Source organism: Mucilaginibacter pocheonensis, from assembly GCF_031456535.1.
Classification (GTDB): domain Bacteria; phylum Bacteroidota; class Bacteroidia; order Sphingobacteriales; family Sphingobacteriaceae; genus Mucilaginibacter; species Mucilaginibacter pocheonensis.
The window spans coordinates 1,399,489-1,421,526 of record NZ_JAVDUU010000001.1 but is presented as its reverse complement, the minus strand read 5'-3'; the positions used below and the strand labels follow the sequence as shown (position 1 = coordinate 1,421,526).

Here is a 22,038-nt window from a genome sequence, read left to right as displayed (position 1 = left end):
TGGTGATCGTTTAAAATTTCCGGTTTTATGCTCTCGTTCGGGAAGCGTTGTACACGCTGTAGATCGATATATAATAGCCCTGTCAAGGGCATATTTGGTAATTTATGTGGTATCTCTCATTATATTATATTTAAAAAAGCGCCATCGCTCCATCGATGAGCGCTCTTTGTATTATCTATTAACTATTTTTTCTCATAACTGAAATGAAAAAACTAAAGAACGTGGAGTAAGTGTAGCAAAGGATTTAAATTCCTTTTTTAATATATGGGTTTGAAAATCCGAGACAAGCCCGGTATTTCGCAATTTTTGAATGATGAACTGCGCATAGGCCCACTCGTCCTTAACGGTAACAAACAATAAAAACCTGTGATCTTTAAGTTGATAGGCTAATTCCACTTCATGAAAATTGGTGACTTGCAGTTCAAATGAATCGGCGTGTTCGGCACCAAGCAGCGTTACACTGAGGATGACCCGGTAATCCAGTCCCAGCATTTTTTTATTGATCACCGCACCATAACGCCGGATATAACCATCGCGTTCCATCCGTACCATTCGGTCGTGAACCGGCGAGGTCGTTAATCCTACCTGATCTGCTACGGCCTGCAATTTTATTCGCCCGTTAGCTTGCAAGATATCCAGTATAGCTAAATCTGTTTCATCAAGTTTCTTCACCATACCTATACTTTATTTAATACCTGGTAGTTCAGTAGTTTGACCTGTGGAGTAATATATCCGTCCCGTACCGGCTCCGCTTTAAATAGATCCGTGCTTAAATACTTCCCGTTCCGGTCAGGGAATACCGTAACAACGACCGACTTTAAGCCTAATTCCTGCTGAATCTTGACGGCGCCTAAAAAATTAGCACCGGAAGAAATACCAACAGCCAGGCCGAGTTCTTTACCCAATCTTTGCGCCATCAGGATCGCGTCGCCATCGTTCACCTGCACCACTTTGTTCAAGGATTTGAGGTCAACAATCGGTGGTATAAATTCATCGCTGATTCCCTGGATACGGTGGTTACCCACCTTATGACCGGTTGTCAAAGTCGGGCTTTCGGCAGGTTCCAACGGGTGTATCTGAATTTCGGGATATAAGGCACTCAGAAATTTACCTACGCCCATCACGGTGCCGCCTGTACCTACGCCTGCTATAAAAGCGTTTGGTTTTGTATTCATTAATAACAATTGATGCCCGATCTCGCGGCCTGTTGTTTCTTTATGTGCTTCCACATTATATTGGTTCGCAAATTGTCTTGGCAAAAACACGCGTTCATCATGTTGCAGCATCTCTGCCATTTGGATGCTGCCTTTAAACCCGCCTTCTTCCTTGCTTACCAGCCTGATCTCCGCACCATAACTTCTGATCATCTCTATTCTTTCCCGGCTCATCCAATCCGGCATGAAGATCTTCACTTTGTGACCCAGGGCTTTGCCAATCGCTGCAAAGGAAATCCCTGTATTACCGGAAGTCGCCTCCACGATGGTATAGCCAGGTTTAATTTTACCTTGCCCATACGCTTTTTGCAGTATGTAAAGTGCCATCCGGTCTTTAATACTGCCCGTCAGATTGGAATGCTCCACTTTGACCAGTATCCTTTGCTCCGCATTATTCTTATAGCGGTACCACACTGCGATCATAGCGGTATTGCCTACCATTTGCCACAGTCCCTGAATTTTGTCATTGATGAACCGCTCGGGTGTTTTTTTGATCATTGAGTAGGCCATATTCATCAATTATTAGATTTATAAAATATCACTTTCTTTAATAGCATCGTTCCCGGCTTTATACTTCAGGTCTTTGGCTCTGCCCCGGCTGTTCAGGATGTACCACCTGTTGTTTTGCTGTAACGCTGCCGCTGGTTGGCCCCGGTGGTAATCCACATCGATCCCGATCACCTTGCCGCCGTAATAACTGGCGATGTTCCACCTGACGATCGTATGGCCTACTAATATGTTCTTGCATTTGTAAAAAGCCAGGGTGCTGTCGATCTGTACCGCATTGCTTTTTGGCGCCATAAAGTATCCCCGGTACCAGAATAATGCATCCTTGCCAAAAAAGATTTGCATACTATCGGGCACCAGCTTGCGCGGCGCATCGTAAAAAGACCGGCAGGTGGCATTCAGCTGGCTGATGTTTAGTTGCTGAGCCAATACGGCAGGTGACAGACCGCCGTGCATGACCAGCACATCGCCTATTTTTTCCACCACATTTTTCGAGCGCAGCCAGCGGCCCAACTCGGTATCTTTACCGAATAGTTCCTTGCACTCTGTTTTCATCAGCCACGCATTCTTGAAATACTTAGCATCCGTATAACGGTGATCGCCGGACAGGTTCATAATATCATGATTTCCCAGGATAACGTGGACTTTGCCACCCATAGCTTTGGCTTCATCCTCTAATTTATAGAGCAGCCAGAGTTCGGGTACCACGTCTTTTCCGCGGTCAAACAGATCCCCGGCAATAACCAGCGCATTAGTCCCATAAGTCCAGTTGTATTGTTCATCCATGACTTTTGCGGCTAACAGCATTTTGCGGAAATTTCCAAACTCGCCTTCGATATCAGAGAGAAACAAGGTTTTACTACTTTCCGGATAAATTGACGCTTCGTTTTCAATAAGGGGTTTCAGTTTGACCTTAAACGCCCAATCTGCATGTCCTTCCGGCACTACATTCAGCACTATATTTTTTTGAGTAGCCGGATAAAAATCTTTAACCGGAAACAGCAGGTCGTCATCTTTATTGATCGTGGTGACGTAGATGCGTCCTTCCTGGTAGCTGACATAGGGGCCGTCAACAGGAACGGGGGTGGTCTGCTGCGCTTTCGCGCAATTCACCAATAACAGCAAGCCTAAGAGGTAGCAGCGTTGACGCATGTTTATTTTAAAGAATTGAGATAATCGGCAATTTCGTCCTGACCGTATTTATCGGCGTAGATCAGCGGTGTATCGCCTTTTTCCGGGCCGTTGGTCAGCTTAAGTTCACCATTATAGGTATAGTTTTTATCCGCGCCTTTGGCGATCAGCGCCTTCACCATTTCCAGGTTGCCGTATTTGATGGCGTGCATCAGCGGTGGGATATAACCATTGCAGCTTTTGTTGACATCCGCGCCTTTGGTTAGCAGCAGGCTGAAGCATTTCCCAGCTTTTAAACGGATGGCGTCTGATAATATACTGTAATTGCCGTAGCAGGCATTGATATTGTCTTTGGTAACCAGTTTGTCTATCGTAACGGCGTCATCGGCTTTTAGCGCTATTTCGATGTTAGCAGGTAAAGCTGTTTGGGCATAAAGCTGGCTGCCTACAATAAATAAAACGAAGAGTAAGACTATCTTTTTCATGTTTGGCAGCTTAATTTTTGTCAAATACTTCATGCAGCTTGTATTCGCCATCACCGGTGGTCAACGTCAGATCAATGGTGAGTGTTTTACCACCATCGGATAAGGCCCAGTTTTCAACCGCTTTTTGAATATGCTTGCCCTGGTCATCGATATAATCGGCTGTTTCTACAAAAGCTGTTTTGTCTGCCGACCAGGCTATTCTTCCCTGTTTATGCATATTGGGAATGGGTTGGGAGGCGGCCATGCTGCCGTCAAATTTCAGGTCTTCGCTATAGGTGAATACCTGCCCGTCGGCATGTTTAGAAGTCCGCTTGAGGCTGATCATACCGTTAGTCTGGGTGATCTCCACCGAAACGGGAACAGAGTTCATAGAGGAGCTTGCGCCGGGAATGGTCTTTTCATCGTTCCGGGTCCATTTGCCGGAGAAATTGGTGGTTTGCGCCAGCGTCGTGAGGCTAAACAGCAACAGGGTAGCAACAATACTGAGGGTCTTTTTTGAATTTTTCATTGATATTTTAGTTAATGGGTTTATAAGTAAGCGTATAGGAATAATGGCCGGGGTTGACCGTTTTGACGGCTTTACCGGGTAACTGGATGATCGCAGTTGTTCCCTTGGGTATGCTGATGGCATACGTGATCGTTTTGTTTTTTATTTGCCATTCGGATTTAATGAGGCCATATTTGGAAAGATAGCTGCCTTTTGCCCAGGTCAGCCCGCCGCCTGGTTGGGGCGTGATGCGGATGACTTGATAGCCGGGCGCTGCCGCCTGGATACCGGCAATGTTTTCATATATCCAGTTACCGATGGCCCCAAAAGCGTAGTGGTTCAGCGACATTTCCTGCATTTCACCATTAGGTTTAATGGCATCCCATTTCTCCCACATCGTGGTAGCGCCCTTATTCACCATATACAGCCATGACGGGCAATCCTGCTGGTTAAGCAGTGTATAAGCCAAGTCATTATAGCCATATTTACTGAGCACGTGCATGATATAGGGCGTTCCCATAAAGCCGGTAGCCAAATGGTTATGATTGGCTTTGATCAGTGCTACAAGGTTTTTGGCCTTTTCCTCCGGTAGTAAGCCGAATTGCAGGCCGATCACATAGGCGGTTTGCGTATTCGGGATATGGTTTAGATAGTGCTGATCGAACGCAGCTTTGATCTTTTTAAGCATTTGGCCGTAATAGGCCGCATCCTTCGTTTTGCCCAGCAATACCGCAGTTTGCTGTAAGATCTTCGTACTTTGGTACCAGTAGCATTGGTCCAGGTAAGGCAGGTCAGTAGCCGGACCTGCCGCATACCAGTCCCCGAAACCATCCGCCTTCCATAAGCCATCGCTGCTCGCATCGCTGATATAGTCCACCCAGGCCACCATGCTGGCGTATTGCTTTTGGAGGATTGTACGGTCGCCGTAATGCTGGTAGAGTGCCCAGGGCACAAAGGTCGCGGCATCGCCCCAGCCGGCAAAGCCATCCTTATTATCGCCCCAGGCGATGGGTGCAGTTGCCGGTACGCAGCCGTCTTCATTCTGTTCCGCCGCCAGGTCCATTAGCCATTTGGCATAGAAAGCCTTGACGTCCATTAGGTAGCTGGCCGTGCCGCAGAACACGCTGGCATCTTCCGCCCAGCCCAGCCGTTCGCTCCGTTGCGGGCAATCCGTAGGAATATCGAAGAAATTGCTTTTCATACTCCATTCGATATTGCTTTGCAGCTGGTTCAGTTTAGGGTTGGAACAACTGAAGCTGCCAGTGCTTTTCAGGTCGGTATACAGAGCAATGGCAGTAAAATCCGTTTTATTGATCTTGCAGCCGGTTACCTGGATATAACGGAAGCCATGATAGGTAAAATGAGGTTCAAAGGTTTCTGTACCGTTTCCAGCGACGATATAGGTGTCGGTCGCTTTGGCGGTACGCAGGTTCCCGGTAAAAAAGTGTCCATCCTTGTCCAGGGTTTCGGCGTGCCGGATCTTAATGGTGTCGCCTACTTTTCCTTTGACGCTGAATTTAACCCAGCCCGCAATGTTTTGCCCGAAGTCGATGATGCTATCCCCGATCAGGGCCACCGGTTTAAATTCTTCATGCTTGCGAACAGGCGGCGTAGTCGTCAGTACTAAGTTCGCCTTATCAAAGCTGTTTATTTTAACCGGCTGCCAGTTACTCTCAGCGATGCGCGCATCGTATGTTTCCCCGTTATACAGGTCGGAATATTGTATGGGACCTGTTCCGGCCTGCCAGTTGCTATCAGAGCTGATGGTTTCTTTACTTCCATCGGTGTAAACAATTGACAGGTTTAATAGCAACGAGGCGTCGTCGCCGTAGTTATTTGCTTTCCCGCCGTTCCCGAATGTGCCGCGCCACCAGCCGTCGCCTATGGTGATCCGGATCTCGTTCTGCTGGTTAAGCAGGGCACCAACATCATAGACCTGGTATTGGAAACGTTTACGGTAAGCGGTATAGCCGGGGGTGAAATAGCCGTCGTCCACCCTTTTGCCGTTGATCTTAGCTTCGTAAAGACCGTGCGCGGTAATTTGCAAGCTTGCGCTTTTAAAGGGTTTGGACAATTGGAACAGTTTACGGAACACCGGGCAAGGGCGGTTGCCATCCGGGTGATCCTTTTCTACTGCCGTAATCCATGACGCCTTGGAAAAAGGCAGGACTTGCGCGTAAACGAGTGAATAGAAAAAGAAAGTAAAACAAACAGTTATAAAGAATTTCATTTATTTGGCGTTTTAAGATGATTGATCCATTCGATACAGGGTTCTGTCCACTGTACCTGTGCTGTCCTGTTGTTGATCCCGAATGCATGACCGCCCCGGGCATACAGAAACAAATCCGTTGGCACCCGGTGCTGCCTTAAAGCGGCAAGAAAGCAGAGCGTATTATTTACATCGACCACGGGATCATCCATCGCTGCAACAAGGAATACCGGCGGGGTTTGCACAGTCACCTGCAATTCAGCGGAAAACCATTTTTTTTCCTGTTCAGTCGGTGAACTGCCAAGCAGCTTTTCCCGTGTTAGATAATGCGTCAGCTCATCGGTCATGCTGATGACGGGGTAAACCAAAACTGCAAAGTCGGGACGCAGGTTTACAGCGGAATTACTGTTATCAAAATGCTCGTTAAAATGAGTAATGATTGTGGAAGCCAGATGCCCGCCTGCGGAAAAACCTAGGATGCCTATTTTATCCTTGCGGATATCGTAAGCCGCTGCATTTTCCCGCAAATAGCGTATCGTCGATTGCGCGTCTGCAAAAGGGATGCTGTCAAGTCCATTAGGCAAACGGTAATCAAGCAGGAAAGCAGTAAAACCGGCCTCTGCTAATGCTTTACAAGGAAATTCACCCTCTTTATCGTTCGTTTTTTTATAATAGCCGCCACCGGGACAAACGATAATGCCGATACCATTGCCCTTTCCGTCAGGCCGAAACACCGTCAGGGTAGGCATAACGGTATCTTTTTGGATAAAGGGAAAAACAGTACCCCTGTAAAGCGGAATTCTCTCTTGGGCGCTTGCTGAACCCAAGACAATCAACCATAAAGCACAGATCATCAACCCTCTCATTACTTAGTTCTTGTCGTCTAAAATGGAGTAATCTGGTTTGGCAGTCATCCAGTCCGGAGCGGGTTTTCCTTTGAGGAAATGATCGAAGAACTGGGTTTGGCGGGTGGTATAATCCAACTGGTTTTTCTCGTCCCTGATGGAATGCCCTTCTTTATTATAAGATAGCATCCAGGCCCGTTTGCCGTTTCTGACCAGCCCGGTGAACAAAGCTTGCCCGCTTTGATTGGTTACCTGCTGATCATCCTCGTTTTGGAGGATCAGCATGGGCGTATTAATTTTATCTGCCCTAATTACCGGTGCGTTTTCCAGGTACAGGTCGAATCGTTCCCATGGACTGTATCCGATCCGGCCCTGGCCCGCTTCATAATATAGCGGTGCATAACCAACTGCGCTATAATCGCTGATCAGGTTAGACATACCTTCTGACGGCGCCGCAGCAGCAAACAAGTTTGTTCGCGATACGATATAATTAGTTTCAAAGCCGGCAAAGCTATGCCCCTGCAAACCCATGTGTGCAGCATCGACAAACGTCATTTTAGACAGGTATTTTGCGGCGGACACTACTGCATCACAAGCACTTTGTCCGGGATGGCCCAGGTGATAATAAATATCCGGTATAAAAACCAGGTAACCATTGCTGACATACCAGGGTATATTGATCGTCCCATAGCTCAGTGAAGGATTCATAAAACAATTCAAACACCCTGAATCTTTCTCATAGTAAAAAAAGATTACCGGGTATTTTTTATTTGCGTCAAAGTTCTCCGGCTTATACAAAATGCCTTGTGTTTCCTTTCCGTCCGGCAAGGTCCAGTAATGCAGTTCCGTCGTAAACCAGTTATATTTTTTTTGTGGAGCGAGGTTGGTTAGTTGATTAAAATCTTTAAAATTAGTAGTGATATAAAGATTTGGATATTCCGTTGCGCTCATGCGCGAAACTGTGTAAACATTTGAATTTTCAGCCTTAAGTATCCGGGTAGCCCCTGCCGCTATACCACCGCTTGATAATGCAACCGGAGTTAAGTGATAAAACATTCGGGGCTCCATGATCAGCTTCAATGGGTTTCCGCTTCTGCTCAAGGGCACCTTAAAAAATCCATTTTGTTTTGTGCTTAGATCCAGCGCCGAAAATAAAAGTGTATCGTTCGTCAATAAAGGAACTGAAAGATCAGCTTTGAAATTCAGGTACTGCAATTGTATATGATTGGTTTTGCAATACCCTTTTGTTAGATTTAAAGGTGATTTAACCCCTTGCGGGTCTATTAGCCAAAGATCTGAATATTGATCTTGCACCAGCATACCGCGATCCTTCTCCAGCCACCCGATGATCCCCAAGGAAGAATATTTTACATACCTGGTATCATCCTGCGGGTAATCCCTGAGCGGCTCCATGGGCACGCCTGCTTTATCAGAGCTGCTTTTAATCATGCGCTCAGCTACAGAATAGATTCGCCAATTTTTTGTTTTGCCATCAAACCAATACATATATCTCTCGCCAGGAGAGAAATGTGCGGTCTCGTAGGATTTTTTTGTGATCGTTTTAGAGGAGCCGTCAAGGCAGGATATCAAAACCATATTTCGCATGGCGATTGGATTAGATTGCCTTCCGCTATCAGCGCCGAGCGTATCTCTTAAAAATTGCATCAGAAGGATATGGTTTTCTCCCAGGTCGAGCGGATCGAAATAACCCGAAAATCCAGCTTTTTGTAAAATGACAACTTTGCCGCCGGCAGCGGCAATTGTTGAAAGAAATGGCCCATTATTGCTTAAAGGATCTAAGCCATTATCTAAAGAGCTTTGAATACGCACAGTATTTACTTCATTGGACTCTATTGGAAGGTCACTATTTTGGACATTAAAATAAATCCGGCTGTCCCTGCTACTAAATCTCAGAACGCCCGTCAAGTCCATTCCGTTCATGCCCTCTTTGGATTTGTCAACAAGCGCTTCCCCCGCATTCATCCCTGGTTTAAAATAGCGCAACGTTACTGTAGAACGGCCACCCTGCTTCTCTTCAGCATAGAATATAAACTGCTTGCCGGCATGGTCAAAGGTCATCTGTGATACCTCACAGTTCCGCGCAATAATCGTCCTTCTGCCGGTTGATAATTCAAGCCAGGTAAGTTCTTTAGTTTGACCCTTATCGGCCCCTGCATCTGTCTGTATGACCAGTATCTTTCCGTCATCTGAAAACAGGAAATTGCTAACATCCGCATAATGTTGATCTTTACTGTTAAAAAAATCATGTAACACCAGCTCCTTTGAACGTTGTTTGACGTGGTAAGCCAGCCAACGACCGCTGCCGTTCTTAGGCATTTTTGAATCGTTTACGCCAGTGATATAATAAAGACTGTCTTTTTGCAGATCAAGAATACCCAGGCTGTCTGGCCGTTCAAAGGTCAGCCGTTTGCTGTCCTGCGTGAATTCTGCATTTTTGAGGTTGGTTATCTTTCGGCTCCATTTTGTTCCAGTGGCCTGCACAACCATATCGGTACCTGATTTGATTGTCGTGATAGTATACATCATATATTTGCCATCATTGCTGATCCGTTTCGATTCCAATGCCGGCCAGCCGTCCTGTACCGAAAAATCAAGGGCCTTCTTTTGGGCATAGCTATCACCAGCGGCCCAGCAAATGAGGGCTGTGAAAATTAGCTTTCTTATCATAGAACTATTTTATTAATGGTTAGTGGCTACGTCTGCCGTGGGCCAGGTAGGCGTATTATTTTGCATTTTCGCCAAGGTCTCCTCGAATTCCTTTTTATTTTTCAAATGGAGCCTTTTCATTCCAGAATCATTGATCGACCCCTGATTAAGCGAATTTGCATCGGCAAGACTGATCGCTTTTTTTTCGGTCTCGATGGATGCGGAAACATGTCCTGCTTTATATAGCACGTTTGCATAGGTGTCCCACAAAGATTCATCTTCGGGAGACTGGCCAACGGCAGTCTTCATGTAAATAGCGGCTTCCGCTAATATTTGGGGATCACTGGAATGGGGGAAAATAATATCCCAGCACACAGAATTGATTTGCCCGGAAGATAAATCCTTACCACATTCATGCAAATAAGCGTAAGCAGCCTGGTTCGCTGCTTGCCATTGCTGATTTTTGGCAAATAATTTATACCGGCCTTCAAATACAACTTTCTTTACATTTTCATGGGTATCCGGGAATTTTTTATAATATGCATCCAGCTTTTCTTCAAATATTCCTTTCGCATTGGGGTCAACCTTATAGAGATCTGTCTTAATATAACTAATCTGATACTGGTTAAACCAATTCTTTTCCCAGTGCGTTAAACCAAGTGCAATGTCCGGATGGGCTGATAGGACATCTTTTTCAACTTTGGACCAGTAAATAGTTGCTTTGGGATCATTGAACAATGGTCCCTGCTCTTTGTCAAAAATTATCCGCGCGATTTGGCTCTCTGCGTAATACTTTTGTTGATTGGTAATGATCGCATCGACCTTTGCAGCGTTATCGAGAAAAAAGGTATAGCCGAATTGAAAATGATCCGGGCCTAAAAAGCCAAGTGTTCCGCTTATATCCTGGATATTACTCTTCACAAACAAATTTTTCAGGGTTTTGAAATAATAGCCGGCAATTACTTCTGTTGATTCCTGGTTGTCGGCATCTGTAGCCGTTTTCAAAGCTGCCTTTAAATAAGCCGAATCTGTTTTATGTTCCTCGCAGCGTTTCACCAGGGTATAAAATTGCTTTTCCGGGTCAAAAGCATCTTTAGCTTTATTGATAAAGTCCTCACCGTTTGGCGTGGTTTCCGCAAATCGATGAACGATTTTGCCCTCGGGGGAAAAAAACAAGTAAGTCGGATATTCCCCTACTTCATAGTTTTTCGAAAGCATTTCGGCATCTGCATAAAACCTTTTGATGTCGTTAGCGTCTTTCGCGGTTTTGTCCATCTGGACGGCCACATTGATAAAATGGCTGTTGAAATAATTACCGACTCCTTTTTGCGGATAGATGTTGGCAGCCATCCACTTGCATGGACCGCACCAAGTGGCGTAACAATCGACAAAAATATACTTGTTCTGGGCTTTAGCTTTTGCCCGGATCTGCGCCCAGGAAAGGCCGGTTTGAAATCTGATGCCTTGATCTTGCGCCCTAAGTAAAGTAGTAGACAGGCATAATATTAGAAATACAATGATCTTTTTCATGGATTTGGATAATAAAGTGTACAGAATATGCAGCCGACACAATTTTTGCGTAGGCTGCAAGAGAAGAAATAGTTTTATTAGTTATTTATAACCCAGATTCTGAGTAAGATTGGAGTTAACTTGAATTTCCGACAATGGTATAGGGGCAAAAGCTTTGTAAGCTGCCCAGGTACCACCCTTGCTTTGGCAAACATTGCCCGGACTTCCCATAACGGAGTTGATATTTCCAGTCCTAATCAGGTCGAACCAGCGATGCCCCCATTCCGTGAATAATTCAACCTGTCTTTCGTGTAGGATCGCCTCTAAGACAGCTGTTTTATCTATAGAACCGGAATAATTTGGCAATCCTGCTCGTGTGCGGATCACATTCATATCTGCGATCGCGGCGTTTAGACCCTGCCCTGCACCATTGGCTTCTGCTTCAGCCCGGATCAAATACTGCTCAGCCAAACGGAATACCATGGTATACTCACTGATAGGATCACCGTAATTATAAACTTTATATTTATAAGGGTAGTAATAAGTTGTGGTCGCACCTTGCTGGTATACGCCAACCCAATTGCTAAACCGCTTGTCGTTGATTTCAAAGGCATTTACGACATTATTGGATAATGCCACAGTCGATGGTGGGCCTGTGAGTATAAAATAAGTGGCATCCGCTGTGTTAAGACCACTCGAGGGGTCGGGAGATAGTTGCCATATAGCTTCCCCGCTATTTTTAAGAAAAACAGTGTTAAGGTCAGTCAACAGGCTATAGGTCGTATTGCTGATTACAGAATCCGCTTCTGCCTTTGCATTCGCAAAACCAATGACATTGTTATTTAGATCAGCATCGTACAAATAAACCCTTGCCAATAACGCTTGTGCCGCACCCCTGTTTGGACGAATTCTTTCTGTTGTCGGATTTCCACCGGCATCGACAAAATCTTTACTTAATTCTGATTGGGCATCTTTCAGGTCCTGTATAATTTGCTGGTAAACCTGGGCCCTGGGGGAACGTTTAATAACATTATTGGTTTGATAGTCCGTTGTTGTTACTATGGGAATGTCCCCATAAATATTAGCTCCGTAAAAATGATAAAAAGCCCGGATAAATTTAGCTTCGCCGTCTAACTGGCGTTTCATTGCTGGCGTTATTCCTGATGATTTTGCTACACCTTCAATTACCGTATTGACAACATGAATTTGGTTGTATATTTCAGTCCAGAAAGCCCCTGAAGGATCGGAAGCACTGCTCGTTAATACGTTTTGATAAAAAGGCTCCCAAACGGGAAAGCCCGTTAAATAATTAGTTAGTTCATCAGCCGCGCAACCCTCTAATTCTGAGAGGCTTCCACTACCATCAGAAATACCGCTGCCACTGTTCATCATTGCAAAATAAACTCCTGACATAACGGCTGCCGCGCTTGTATTACTTGCATAAGCCGTCGTTGAAGTGATAGCATTTACCGGCGGGTCAACTTCGACAAATTTCTTGCAACTTGCGAATGTGATAAGCTGTAAGATTATCCCGGTTGTTAGAATAATTCTGCACCTGTTTTGTTTTATATGCTTGATCATGATCTGTTAATTTTATTGATGATTTAGTTTTAACCTGCCCTTATTTAAAAAGTCATTTGAATACCTGTTACCCATACCTTTTTAGGAGGAGAGCCCAACCCCTGCGTTTCGGGATCTATACCATTATAGTTTGTGATTGTTAGCACATTCTGGGCGTTTAAAAAGATTCGGCAGCTTTGCAGATGCAGTCTTTCTTTCCAGGTACCAGGTATTTGCCATGATAGCGCCAGATTCTTCAAACGGATATAAGATGCATCAGAATATGCGAAATCACTTGATCGCGCATTAGATGCGGCAGTCGATACAGCGCCTGATTTCTGGGTAGACATTTGATATTTTGCAACATCACCTGGCTGTTCCCAATGATCATTATAAAAGGAAATTGGAAAGTTAACATTTTGTGCTCCGAGATTATTATTGAATGCATTAAAAAAATTAGGGCCCGTTTGCTTTACAAATTGGAACATAATATCCAAACTGAATCCTTTGTAGCTGAAAGTATTGGAAAAACCGCCATAAAATTTTGGTGCGGTATTCACAATCGCATTCATGTCGGTAGTTGAGTTCGGCGTTGAGGTTACAGTACCGTTCGCCGCTTGAAATTCATAGATTCCCGTCTGCGGATTGACACCCAATTCATGGTAAACCTTAAGGATAGTTATCGGTTGGCCAACAACATATTTACTGGCATAAACTGATTGGGCAAGCCCCGGAAAGGATAAAAGCTTATTTTTTGGAATTGTCAGGTTAGCAGAGGTAGACCAGCTAAAATCCCTGGTTTTAATATTCATTGTACGCAATTCAAATTCCTGCCCGGTATTTTGCACTACCGCAGGCAAATTTGCCGGTATGGACTTAAAGCCTGTTACAGCCGAAACCGGGCTGGTAACTAATTGGTTTCCGGACCGATTGCGGAAGATACTCGCAGAAAATGAAATCCGGTCATTTAAAAACCCGAGTTCGATTCCACCTTCCAACTTTTTATCGATCTCCCAGGCAAGATCAGGATTGAATAAATTTTGAGGCCGCAATCCCGAGCTAGGGCTAGTTGCAGTATAAGAGGGAATAGAATTATACAAGTCAAGGAACCTATAGTCCGTAATCTGGTCATTACCCGTCGTACCATAAGAGCCTCTCAATTTTCCAAAACTCAAGAATGATAAATTGTTTTTAATAAACTTCTCCTCTGAAAATATCCAGGCACCACCTGCTGACCAAAAATTACCAAATTGTTTACCGGGCCCGAAGCGGCTGCTGCCATCACGATTCGCCGTTAAATTCAATATATATTTGTCTTCATAGGTGTAATTCAAACGAGCACGCAGTGCATTGTATTTATATTGTGATGAATAGGATTGAGGGGTGATGCTGCCAGCTGATTGTATATTCTCCAATAGCCCATCGTTGATGAATCCGGCTCCTGCAAGCTTTTGGTTTGACGCATTTTGTTCATTAAAACTTGCGCCAACAAGCGCCGATAAAATACCTTTACCTATTTTCCGGGTATAATTCGCCTGGGGCTCAACAATCCAGGTATGCGTATTCGTTTCGCCAAAATAGGAGGTTCCTGTCGTAATATTTCGGCCGGGGTCATTAATTGTAGTAGGGAGGGTCGAAACTTCATCCAATTGCATGTTGGTGTAACCCAAATTTGCTTTCACATCCAGCCCTGGCATTAATGTGTATGATATCGTCGCACTACTAGTTAAGTTCGAAGTATTACTTTTATATTTCCCGTATTGTCCGGCTAATGGATTAGTCCAGCTACCCCTTGCTCCCTGGACGGGCGGCATCCAGTTCAGACTGCCGTCGGGATTATATAAAGGCGGTGCATCTGGTGCTGTTGTAAATCTATAGAAGCTTAGGTCTGTCTGACCATTAACCGTATTTAAATCGGATATATATCCGGCTGTTAATGATAATTTAAACTTTTGATCTGGCGTTTGGGTGTTCAAATTAAAATGGACTGATCCTTTCTGGTCCGCACCGGCATTAGGAACGAGTTCGGGGGTACCTGTAGTTTGCCGGTTGTAACCGGCCCCAACCAGGTATTGCGTATTGGTATTACCACCTGATATAGACGCATTGGCATCGGTATAAACCGCACGGTTCTGTAAAAATACTTTTGACCAGTTGGTGTACCGGGTTGTATCCCACAACCTCAGATCATAGGCATTAGCTGGGATAGTCGTAATGCCGTCATTTTTAAACGCTTCATGACGCACCTGCAGGTATTGCTGGGTATTCATCAATGTGATATCTCTACTGGGTGTGGTCAAGCCGGAATTGACGTTAAATGATACACGGGTTGCTCCCGCCTTGCCTTTTTTAGTAGTGATCAGCATGGCGCCGTTAGCCGCCCGGCTGCCGTAAATGGAAGTTGCGTCCGCGTCTTTTAAAATTTCGATACTTTCAATATCGTAAGGATTGATAAAATTTAGCGGACTGCCGCCAGCTAAATTAGAGCCAGAAAGTGTTCCTTGTGAATTCGGACCATCATATCCAGTTATTTTGGAATTGTAAGGAACACCATCGATCACAATAAAAGGATCAGTTCCGTTGATCAAACTGCTTTGCCCCCGGATCTGTATTTTAAAGCCGCCGCCTGGATTGCCCGTAGATTGGGTGATAAATAAACCGGGAACCTGGCCTTCCAGCGCGGCTAAGGGGTTGGCGACGGGTTGTTGTTCGATGGCTTTGGCGCTTATCTTGGATACGTTACCGGTTAATAAAGCCTGGCGTTCGTTGTAGTAACCTTTACTCACTACGACTTCATGGAGGTTAGTCTCGCTGGCTTTCATCGTTATAACAGCGCCTTGAATAATATCCTTGAACCGGAGTTCCTGGGTTTCATAACCGATGTAGGAAAATACAATGACGGCTTCGTCGTTGGGGACAGTGATTTGAAAAATACCATCGTTATTAGTTGCGGTTGCAGCTTGTTCCGTACCTTTTACCTTAACCGTTACGCCCGGCATGATCTTACCGGTTTCATCCTTAACAATACCATTAACACCTGGCCCCGCTAAATTGGTTTTGGTTTTGAGGTTGTCAAGGAAGGAGGTTTCTTTTTTTTGAATAACTATGGTATTTTCCGTAATGGAATAGGTTAAAGGCAGGCCTGTCAACACTTTATCCATAACGTCTTTAATGTTCGCATTCTTTACAGCCACGGATACCGTAAAACCTGAAAGATCGCTGCCTGTCCAAAAAAACTTGTAGTTGCTTTGTTTTTTGATACTGTTAAATACATCAGTCAGGGGAACATTCTTTTCGGACAAAGAAATGTTTTGTGCAAGTGTCCGCGCGGAGACTTGCAGGCAGGCGATGGTTATCAGGAGCACTATTAGTTTCATCACCACTAAATATTTGAATGGCACGAACCAGCGTTTCTGTCCGGTTTGAGCACATAAGTTTAAATTCATACTTTTGTACGGTTTGAGTTAATGTCGTTAAATCGCTAAAAAATTTACTTCAGTTCCGGTTACCGCCGGAATAGGTTGGCTCAAACTTTAGCCGGATAAGTGTACCACCACTTACCGGCTCTTTTTTTGAGCACCTTTTTTATGTTTTAAGTATCTGATTTATCCATCTAATCCTTTCTTTGATAGGTTTAATCCAAACATTAATTAGGTGTAACAATTAGTCTTTTTTGCCCGGTTCCGTTATTAGAAGCCTCCACACGGAAATGCAAGCCGCCCAATTCCAAAACCTTTAATACCTGATCCAGGCTATATTTTCGTTCAACTTCACCAAAAGATTCCAATTCTTTTATATTGCCTTCGTAAACGACCTGCACGTTATACCAGCGGCTTACCTGGCGCATCAACGCATGTAAATCCGTATGGTCAAACTCGAAAAGTCCTTCCTTCCAGGCTACGGCTTGTTCGGCGTTGATCTTACGGACATTTAACCGATCATCCTTTAACAAAGCTTGTTGTCCTGGAACCAAACGCACTGCATTCGTTCCAGCGTTCAATGAAACTTTTACACTGCCCTCCAATAAAGTCGTTTTGGTATCCGGCTCATCAGTATAGGCGTTAATATTAAAATGGGTGCCCAAAACTTCAATCTCTTGTTTGGATGTTTTAACCCTGAAAGGCATGGCGGCATTATGGGCTACTTCAAAATAACCTTCGCCCGTTAATTCAACCAGACGTTCACTGCCCTTGAAGCTGACCGGATATCTTAATGAAGAAGCTGCGTTTAGCCAAACCTTAGTACCATCGGGCAGATCAACCCGGTACTGGTTGCCAATCGGGGTGGTGATCGTGTTATAGGTAATTGCTGCGTCGCCAGAAGCTGTAGAAACTGTTGGTATTACCTGATAAATTACCTGTCCGTTAGCGGTCTTAGTGACATTTATACCTGATTGTTTTGCAATTATGCCATTGGCGGCATTATTCAAGTTAATCTGTGAACCGTTAGCTAAGGTGAGGATCGCATTATTACTACCGGCTTTGATATCACTGGCCTTTAATATCACCACATCGTCCTGCGGTACTGGCCCTTTGATATAGAAATAAAGCCCAGCCGATAGCATAATCAAAACAGATGCAGCTGCAACCCAACGGAAAGGAAATAATTTACGTGTAGGCAGAGACAGGTCTTCTTGCTGCTTCATCCGCTCGGACAATAGCCGCATTTGGTCTTCAAGTTCGCCTTCGGCAGTTTGCTGTGCCAACAGGACTACAATTTTTTTTATTTCAGCGATTTGATCAACAGATCCCGGATTTTCTCTCAGCCAATTTTCCCAATAAGCAGTATCTTCCGCATTTCTGCGAAAGCAGTAGTTAAGAAAACTTTCATCATTTACCAGGCGGCCAAAGTCGTCGTCTTGCATGTGCTATTTGTTATTTTGACAAATAGAGCAGCAAGGTTTACTTTTTCACTATCGGTTTTGAAAAAAAATAAAAGCTAATAAAGTTCCGAGGGTAATAGCTAAGGAAAGCACGGCTAATTGCTCTTTTCCGATCATTGTTTTCAGCTTATCCACCGCTTTATAGATCGTGTTATAAACGGTGTTGATCGAAATGCTGTTGACGTCGGCAATTTCCTGGTAGGAAAGCCCGAGATAAAATTTCTGGTAGATCAGCAGGCGTTGTTTAGCTGGTAATTGGTCTACGTATTCTTGCAGTACCGTGTTTGCATTCGATACTGAATTACGGTTAATGTGCAGGTCTTCTACGGATGGTGAAACGATAAACTCCTGATAGTCTTTTATGTCCATCGCATCTTCCATACTCACCTTTTCCTTTTTGTATAATTTACGCAGAAAGGCAGTGACGATGTAATTATGAAAATGGGTAATGTGGGCTAAATTGTCCCGGCCTTCCCAAAAGTATAAAAACACGTCATTGATCGTGTCCTTTACTTTGGCGGCAGCAAAATTCTTCTTTAGACCGACATAGTTTAAATAATGAAAATAGTGCGTGTAAAGGGCAAAGAAAGCCTGCTCATCCCCGTGTAGGGTGAAGTCAGTCCATTCTTTTGTAAAGTCTTTGCCTTTCATCATTATAAACCCGCGTTCTACGAAGATACTCAAAATAAAAGCAAAGAAAAAAAACAGGTATGAAGTTGATGTTAAGACGGGTCTAAATGTGCTATTCCATTCCCAATTATTTATTTAACCGATCAAATTGTAGCAAGTCATCATTGCGATTGCGTTACGTTTATCCGCTGATTCATCTTAAATAATGTAGAAAATTCATGGTATATGGTTAAAAGGCAATTTCCTGACCATCACCCGGATTAATCGCCTGCTGTTCGGTTTTCGGTTCATTGGGTTTATTTTGCGGGATATCACCTTGCCCGGTCGGTTCGTTTGCTGATTTTTCCTGCTTTTCCTCTTTTGGCTTACGGGCATCGATCTTTTCCATTTCTTCCGCAACAAGCTGGCGTATCTCCGCTTTGATCTTCTTATAGTTTTCTTCGACATCCTCCGGAGAAACATAATCAATTAAGGGAATAGCTTTATAAGCTGCTTCCTCTTTAGCAATGGCCTCATGATCGTTCTGTATCTCGCTGTGAAATACTTTTAACTGTATCTTTTGTTCCGGGTTATCGGCCACCATACCTACGAACTCGCCGGATGATAAGGCCGCGATCTTGCTGGCCGGTATCGCATAATCCAGTTGGGTGGCTTTGGTGGTTGATGTATCACTGCTGTTGATCGTCATGCTGTTTTTATCCTGCACGATCTTGCCGAAATTATCCGCCAACGTTTTTGCCGTATCACCTGTGACCTGTCCGCTAATGATATTACCCACGATGCCGGTAATCACATCAGCCTGCTCCGTACCGTAATCCTTACGCAACTGGCTGAAGTCCTGTACCGCTACCGTCGTCGCTACCTTATTACTGCGGGCCGTGGCGATCAGGCTATCCATATTATTAAAGAAGATGGTCGGGAACTCATCGAAAACCAAGCTGCTTTTCAATTTTCCTTTTTGATTGACCAGCTTGATCATGCGGGATATATACAAGGATAATACCGCACCATAAATTTGCAGCTTCTGCGGGTTGTTGCCCATACAGATCACTTTAGGTGCATCCGGGTTATTGACATCAAGCGTAAAATCATTACCTGACAATACATAATATAATTGGGGTGAGGCCAAACGCGCCAGCCCGATCTTAGCCGAGGCTATCTGGCCCTCCAATTGGGCTTTAGCATTATTGTTATAGGCTAAGATAAAGGGGTTTATAAGTACCCGGACTTCTTCTTCTTCCTGTAACACCGAAAAAAGCTGCTCGTAATCCGCCTGCATCAGTTCGATCACATGGGGCAGCGTACAGTACTTACCGTTGCCGTATTTACGCAAGTACCACAAAACGGCGGTCAAAAAGTTGATCGGGCTTTCGACAAAAAACTCGCCTTGTTTTTTGATCCACTCCCGGTTCAGCCCTAACATGATGGTGCGGCTGGCCTCGGTCGCATCCGTTATATCGTTCATGGCTTCGGGTTCTAAGGGGTTACAACGGTGTGTATGGTTCAGGTCGTCAAAGTTGATGACATAAAAATTTGGTTTGACGACATAGTTGCCCCGGTACTGCAATAACTTATTATAGGCGATCTTAGATAGGTCGTCATATTTAAAGTCATATAAAAACATCGAAAAACCTTTTTTCAGGTGCTGGTCAATAATATGCCGGATCACAAAATAAGACTTCCCCGCGCCTGGCGTACCGGCCACCAATATGCCCCGGAAGGGGTTGATAAAATTGATCCAGGAGTTACGGGTCTGCCCTTTGAGCCGGTAGCGCGCGGGTAGGTTGACCGAGTACTCATTTTCCAGCAATTGTTCCTGCTGCGGAAAGGTTTCATTTTCCGTATTGAAAACATCTTTGGATAATTTATCTTTCAGTAAACGTGTTAACCAGGCTCCGCCGGTCAGGATAAGCAGGTACCCGGTTCCGGTCAACATCATATAAACAATGGCGATAACCGGCAAGCTAAGGGGCAAATAAAAACTTAATACGCTGATAAAATAAACCAGCAAGCCGGTGAACAGGTAAGCTACAATGCTTCGGTAGTTGATCTTTTCATCTTTCCGGCCTTTAACACCCACTAAGGAAATGGCCAGACACAACAAGGCGGCCAGCTTGGGCTTCCAGAAATTGTCGAATAATTTTATCCTGGCAATATTGCCAACCAGCCGGTCGGTAATTCCCGCCGTCCAATGCCATGCGGCGAACGCCTGGTAGCACGCGATGTAAAAATGTACTGCTAATATAAAAATGCTGATAAGCCGGGTAAAATCCATGATCTTCCGCAAGCCCTGTATATCTTCTCCCGTTTGCATAATAGTCTGTTATAAGTTTAATCCCTGGTCTTGTTCCTGTTGGTTATTTCTGCGTTTCTTTTTCTTTCGCTGAATGCCCGGCGCAACATCAGGCCCGGCTTTGGTTAATGCAAATTTCAGCTGATTAGCCGGGGTGCTTACCTGGCGGTTAATTTTTTGAGGCTGGCGTTGCTGCTTTGCCGCGGGCCTTAATTGCTGCGCGGTTTCCCGGCTTCGCTTTTCGGCGTGCAACGCTATTCTTTGTTCAAGCGTGCCGTTCTTTTGCTCATTCGCATAGCGGAAAGTCTCGGTAAATCCCCGGTCAAAATTGAAATACCGGTCAAACACCGTTTCGCCGGACTGTTTAAAAGCAGAGCGGTCGAATTGGCCCAGCTTTTGGGAGTGCGCTTCGTTTTTTCCCCGCGATTTATTCATCGGGCTGAGTTTGATCTTATTGGTGATGTCCTTTCGGCTGACGATCACCTGAATGTGCATTTGTTCGCCCGGTTTACGTTCGCCGCGTTTTTTAAGTCCTTGTTTAACCTCCGGGTCTTTGTGGCTGTAATAACGGTGGTTTTCCAGTTTGCCAAACCAAAGCAGGTCTTTATTGCTATTGATACCTGGCCGCTTAAAATTCATGGCGTATTCATCCATGACCTTTTTAGCATAAGCTTTGAGCTGCTCTTTAGCCCCTTGCTCGCCATACTTTTCTTTTAGGAATGCGATCTCTTTTTGGCTTGGGCTGATATTGATCAGAAAGAATTTGGCGTCGGTTTTCATCAGCTTGGCCATATTGTTATCTATCGCCTGCATCGTTTCATAGGATTGTATATTGCTGCGTTCCCCGTTAAACCATAACTCCGGCGCTCTTTCTTTGTCTGTCCGGTTTTCCTTATCAAGATAATGCACCAGCCCGCTGCTGCTGCTCTTGTTATCCGCGGTTTCGCTGTCGGTGATATTGATATACATGATCGTTAATTAAAGTTTGGAAACATGTTGCCGGGCTTCCTGTAAAAAAGCTTCCTTGTCTCTTGGTGCTGCATTCTGGCTCGCCTTGCTGTAATAATTCAGGATATAGAGAAATTTAAGTTTGAGGCTTTCCTTGTCGTCCAGTTTTTCGGCGATTAGTTTTAACAAGCGGTCAGTTTCTCTTTGCCCTGCTAATAGATCCCTGTTGGCTTTGAGCACCTGGCTGTTAAAACTGTCAATGATTTTGACTTGCGAGGCCACCATACGGTCAACCTCGGTCTTAACGGGGATGAGCATTTTTTCTTCCTGCGCCCTGATAAAACGGATATAGGTATCGTGGTTTTTTACCAGCGTGTTCTTTAACACTTCGTCATTAATATCCGCCGGGTCTTTGCCGGTTTTATGAAAATATTCCACCATCTGCCCGAACAATTGCAATTTGCCGCGGCTGAATTTCTTGACGAGCTTGCAGAGTTTTTCATCAATGGTTACCGGGAACCGGATCGTTTTTACGTTTAAGTCTTTCGGTTCTTTCATGTCTTTCTCCTTCGTATTGTATACCGTACTGTATACTATTTTCCGGCTTGACGGTAGTCCTGCGGCCCCGATGTATACCCGGAGTATACATCAAATCCCGTTTGCAGCGCAAA

16 protein-coding genes are annotated in these 22,038 nt (G+C 44.6%); all 16 read right to left on the bottom strand.

The genetic code is table 11. From position 1 onward, the window contains the following. Positions 1-192: 192 nt before the first annotated feature. On the bottom strand, positions 193-675 hold the full coding sequence (locus tag J2W55_RS05905; RefSeq protein ID WP_310093040.1) for an Lrp/AsnC family transcriptional regulator: 483 nt from the start codon (positions 673-675) through the stop codon (positions 193-195). A 2-nt stretch (positions 676-677) separates the two neighbouring features. Next, positions 678-1,712: a PLP-dependent cysteine synthase family protein gene (locus tag J2W55_RS05900; protein ID WP_310093038.1), complete on the bottom strand. Its 1,035-nt coding sequence runs from the start codon at positions 1,710-1,712 to the stop codon at positions 678-680. 30 nt (positions 1,713-1,742) lie between these two features. Beyond that, complete coding sequence (locus tag J2W55_RS05895) at positions 1,743-2,873, bottom strand: metallophosphoesterase (protein ID WP_310093035.1); 1,131 nt, start codon at positions 2,871-2,873, stop codon at positions 1,743-1,745. 2 nt (positions 2,874-2,875) lie between these two features. Continuing rightward, a complete protein-coding gene (locus J2W55_RS05890) occupies positions 2,876-3,337 on the bottom strand; it encodes an ankyrin repeat domain-containing protein (RefSeq protein ID WP_310093033.1) in 462 nt (153 codons plus the stop codon). 10 nt (positions 3,338-3,347) lie between these two features. Then, on the bottom strand, positions 3,348-3,845 hold the full coding sequence (locus tag J2W55_RS05885; protein ID WP_310093030.1) for a hypothetical protein: 498 nt from the start codon (positions 3,843-3,845) through the stop codon (positions 3,348-3,350). Between the two features lie 7 nt (positions 3,846-3,852). Further along, positions 3,853-6,054, bottom strand: a complete 2,202-nt coding sequence (locus J2W55_RS05880) for a family 78 glycoside hydrolase catalytic domain (protein WP_310093028.1) — start codon at positions 6,052-6,054, stop codon at positions 3,853-3,855. Further along, positions 6,051-6,899 carry an alpha/beta hydrolase gene (locus J2W55_RS05875; RefSeq protein ID WP_310093026.1) on the bottom strand — a complete coding sequence of 283 codons (849 nt, stop codon included), beginning with the start codon at positions 6,897-6,899 and terminating at the stop codon, positions 6,051-6,053. Before J2W55_RS05875 ends, J2W55_RS05880 begins: the two co-directional genes overlap by 4 nt. Positions 6,900-6,902: 3 nt before the next feature. Next, positions 6,903-9,566: an alpha/beta hydrolase family protein gene (locus tag J2W55_RS05870; RefSeq protein WP_310093024.1), complete on the bottom strand. Its 2,664-nt coding sequence runs from the start codon at positions 9,564-9,566 to the stop codon at positions 6,903-6,905. A gap of 12 nt (positions 9,567-9,578) precedes the next feature. Then, positions 9,579-11,075, bottom strand: coding sequence for a DUF255 domain-containing protein (locus J2W55_RS05865; protein WP_310093021.1), 1,497 nt, complete (start codon positions 11,073-11,075; stop codon positions 9,579-9,581). An 81-nt stretch (positions 11,076-11,156) separates the two neighbouring features. After that, positions 11,157-12,635 (bottom strand): RagB/SusD family nutrient uptake outer membrane protein, encoded by a 1,479-nt coding sequence (locus tag J2W55_RS05860; protein ID WP_310093019.1) that lies wholly within the window; start codon positions 12,633-12,635, stop codon positions 11,157-11,159. Positions 12,636-12,679: 44 nt separating this feature from the next. Next, positions 12,680-16,060 carry a SusC/RagA family TonB-linked outer membrane protein gene (locus J2W55_RS05855; protein WP_310093016.1) on the bottom strand — a complete coding sequence of 1,127 codons (3,381 nt, stop codon included), beginning with the start codon at positions 16,058-16,060 and terminating at the stop codon, positions 12,680-12,682. 200 nt (positions 16,061-16,260) lie between these two features. Beyond that, the gene (locus J2W55_RS05850; RefSeq protein ID WP_310093014.1) at positions 16,261-17,478 is read right to left on the bottom strand and encodes a FecR domain-containing protein; all 1,218 of its coding nucleotides are present in this window, start codon (positions 17,476-17,478) and stop codon (positions 16,261-16,263) included. A 48-nt stretch (positions 17,479-17,526) separates the two neighbouring features. Continuing rightward, the gene (locus J2W55_RS05845; RefSeq protein WP_310093012.1) at positions 17,527-18,180 is read right to left on the bottom strand and encodes an RNA polymerase sigma factor; all 654 of its coding nucleotides are present in this window, start codon (positions 18,178-18,180) and stop codon (positions 17,527-17,529) included. 175 nt (positions 18,181-18,355) lie between these two features. Beyond that, positions 18,356-20,440 (bottom strand): conjugal transfer protein MobC, encoded by a 2,085-nt coding sequence (gene mobC, locus J2W55_RS05840; RefSeq protein ID WP_310093010.1) that lies wholly within the window; start codon positions 20,438-20,440, stop codon positions 18,356-18,358. Positions 20,441-20,449: 9 nt separating this feature from the next. Beyond that, positions 20,450-21,388: a DUF5712 family protein gene (locus J2W55_RS05835; RefSeq protein WP_310093008.1), complete on the bottom strand. Its 939-nt coding sequence runs from the start codon at positions 21,386-21,388 to the stop codon at positions 20,450-20,452. Positions 21,389-21,397: 9 nt separating this feature from the next. Further along, entirely contained in the window at positions 21,398-21,925 is a 528-nt protein-coding gene (locus J2W55_RS05830; protein ID WP_310093003.1) for a BfmA/BtgA family mobilization protein, read from the bottom strand. Positions 21,926-22,038: the final 113 nt, after the last annotated feature.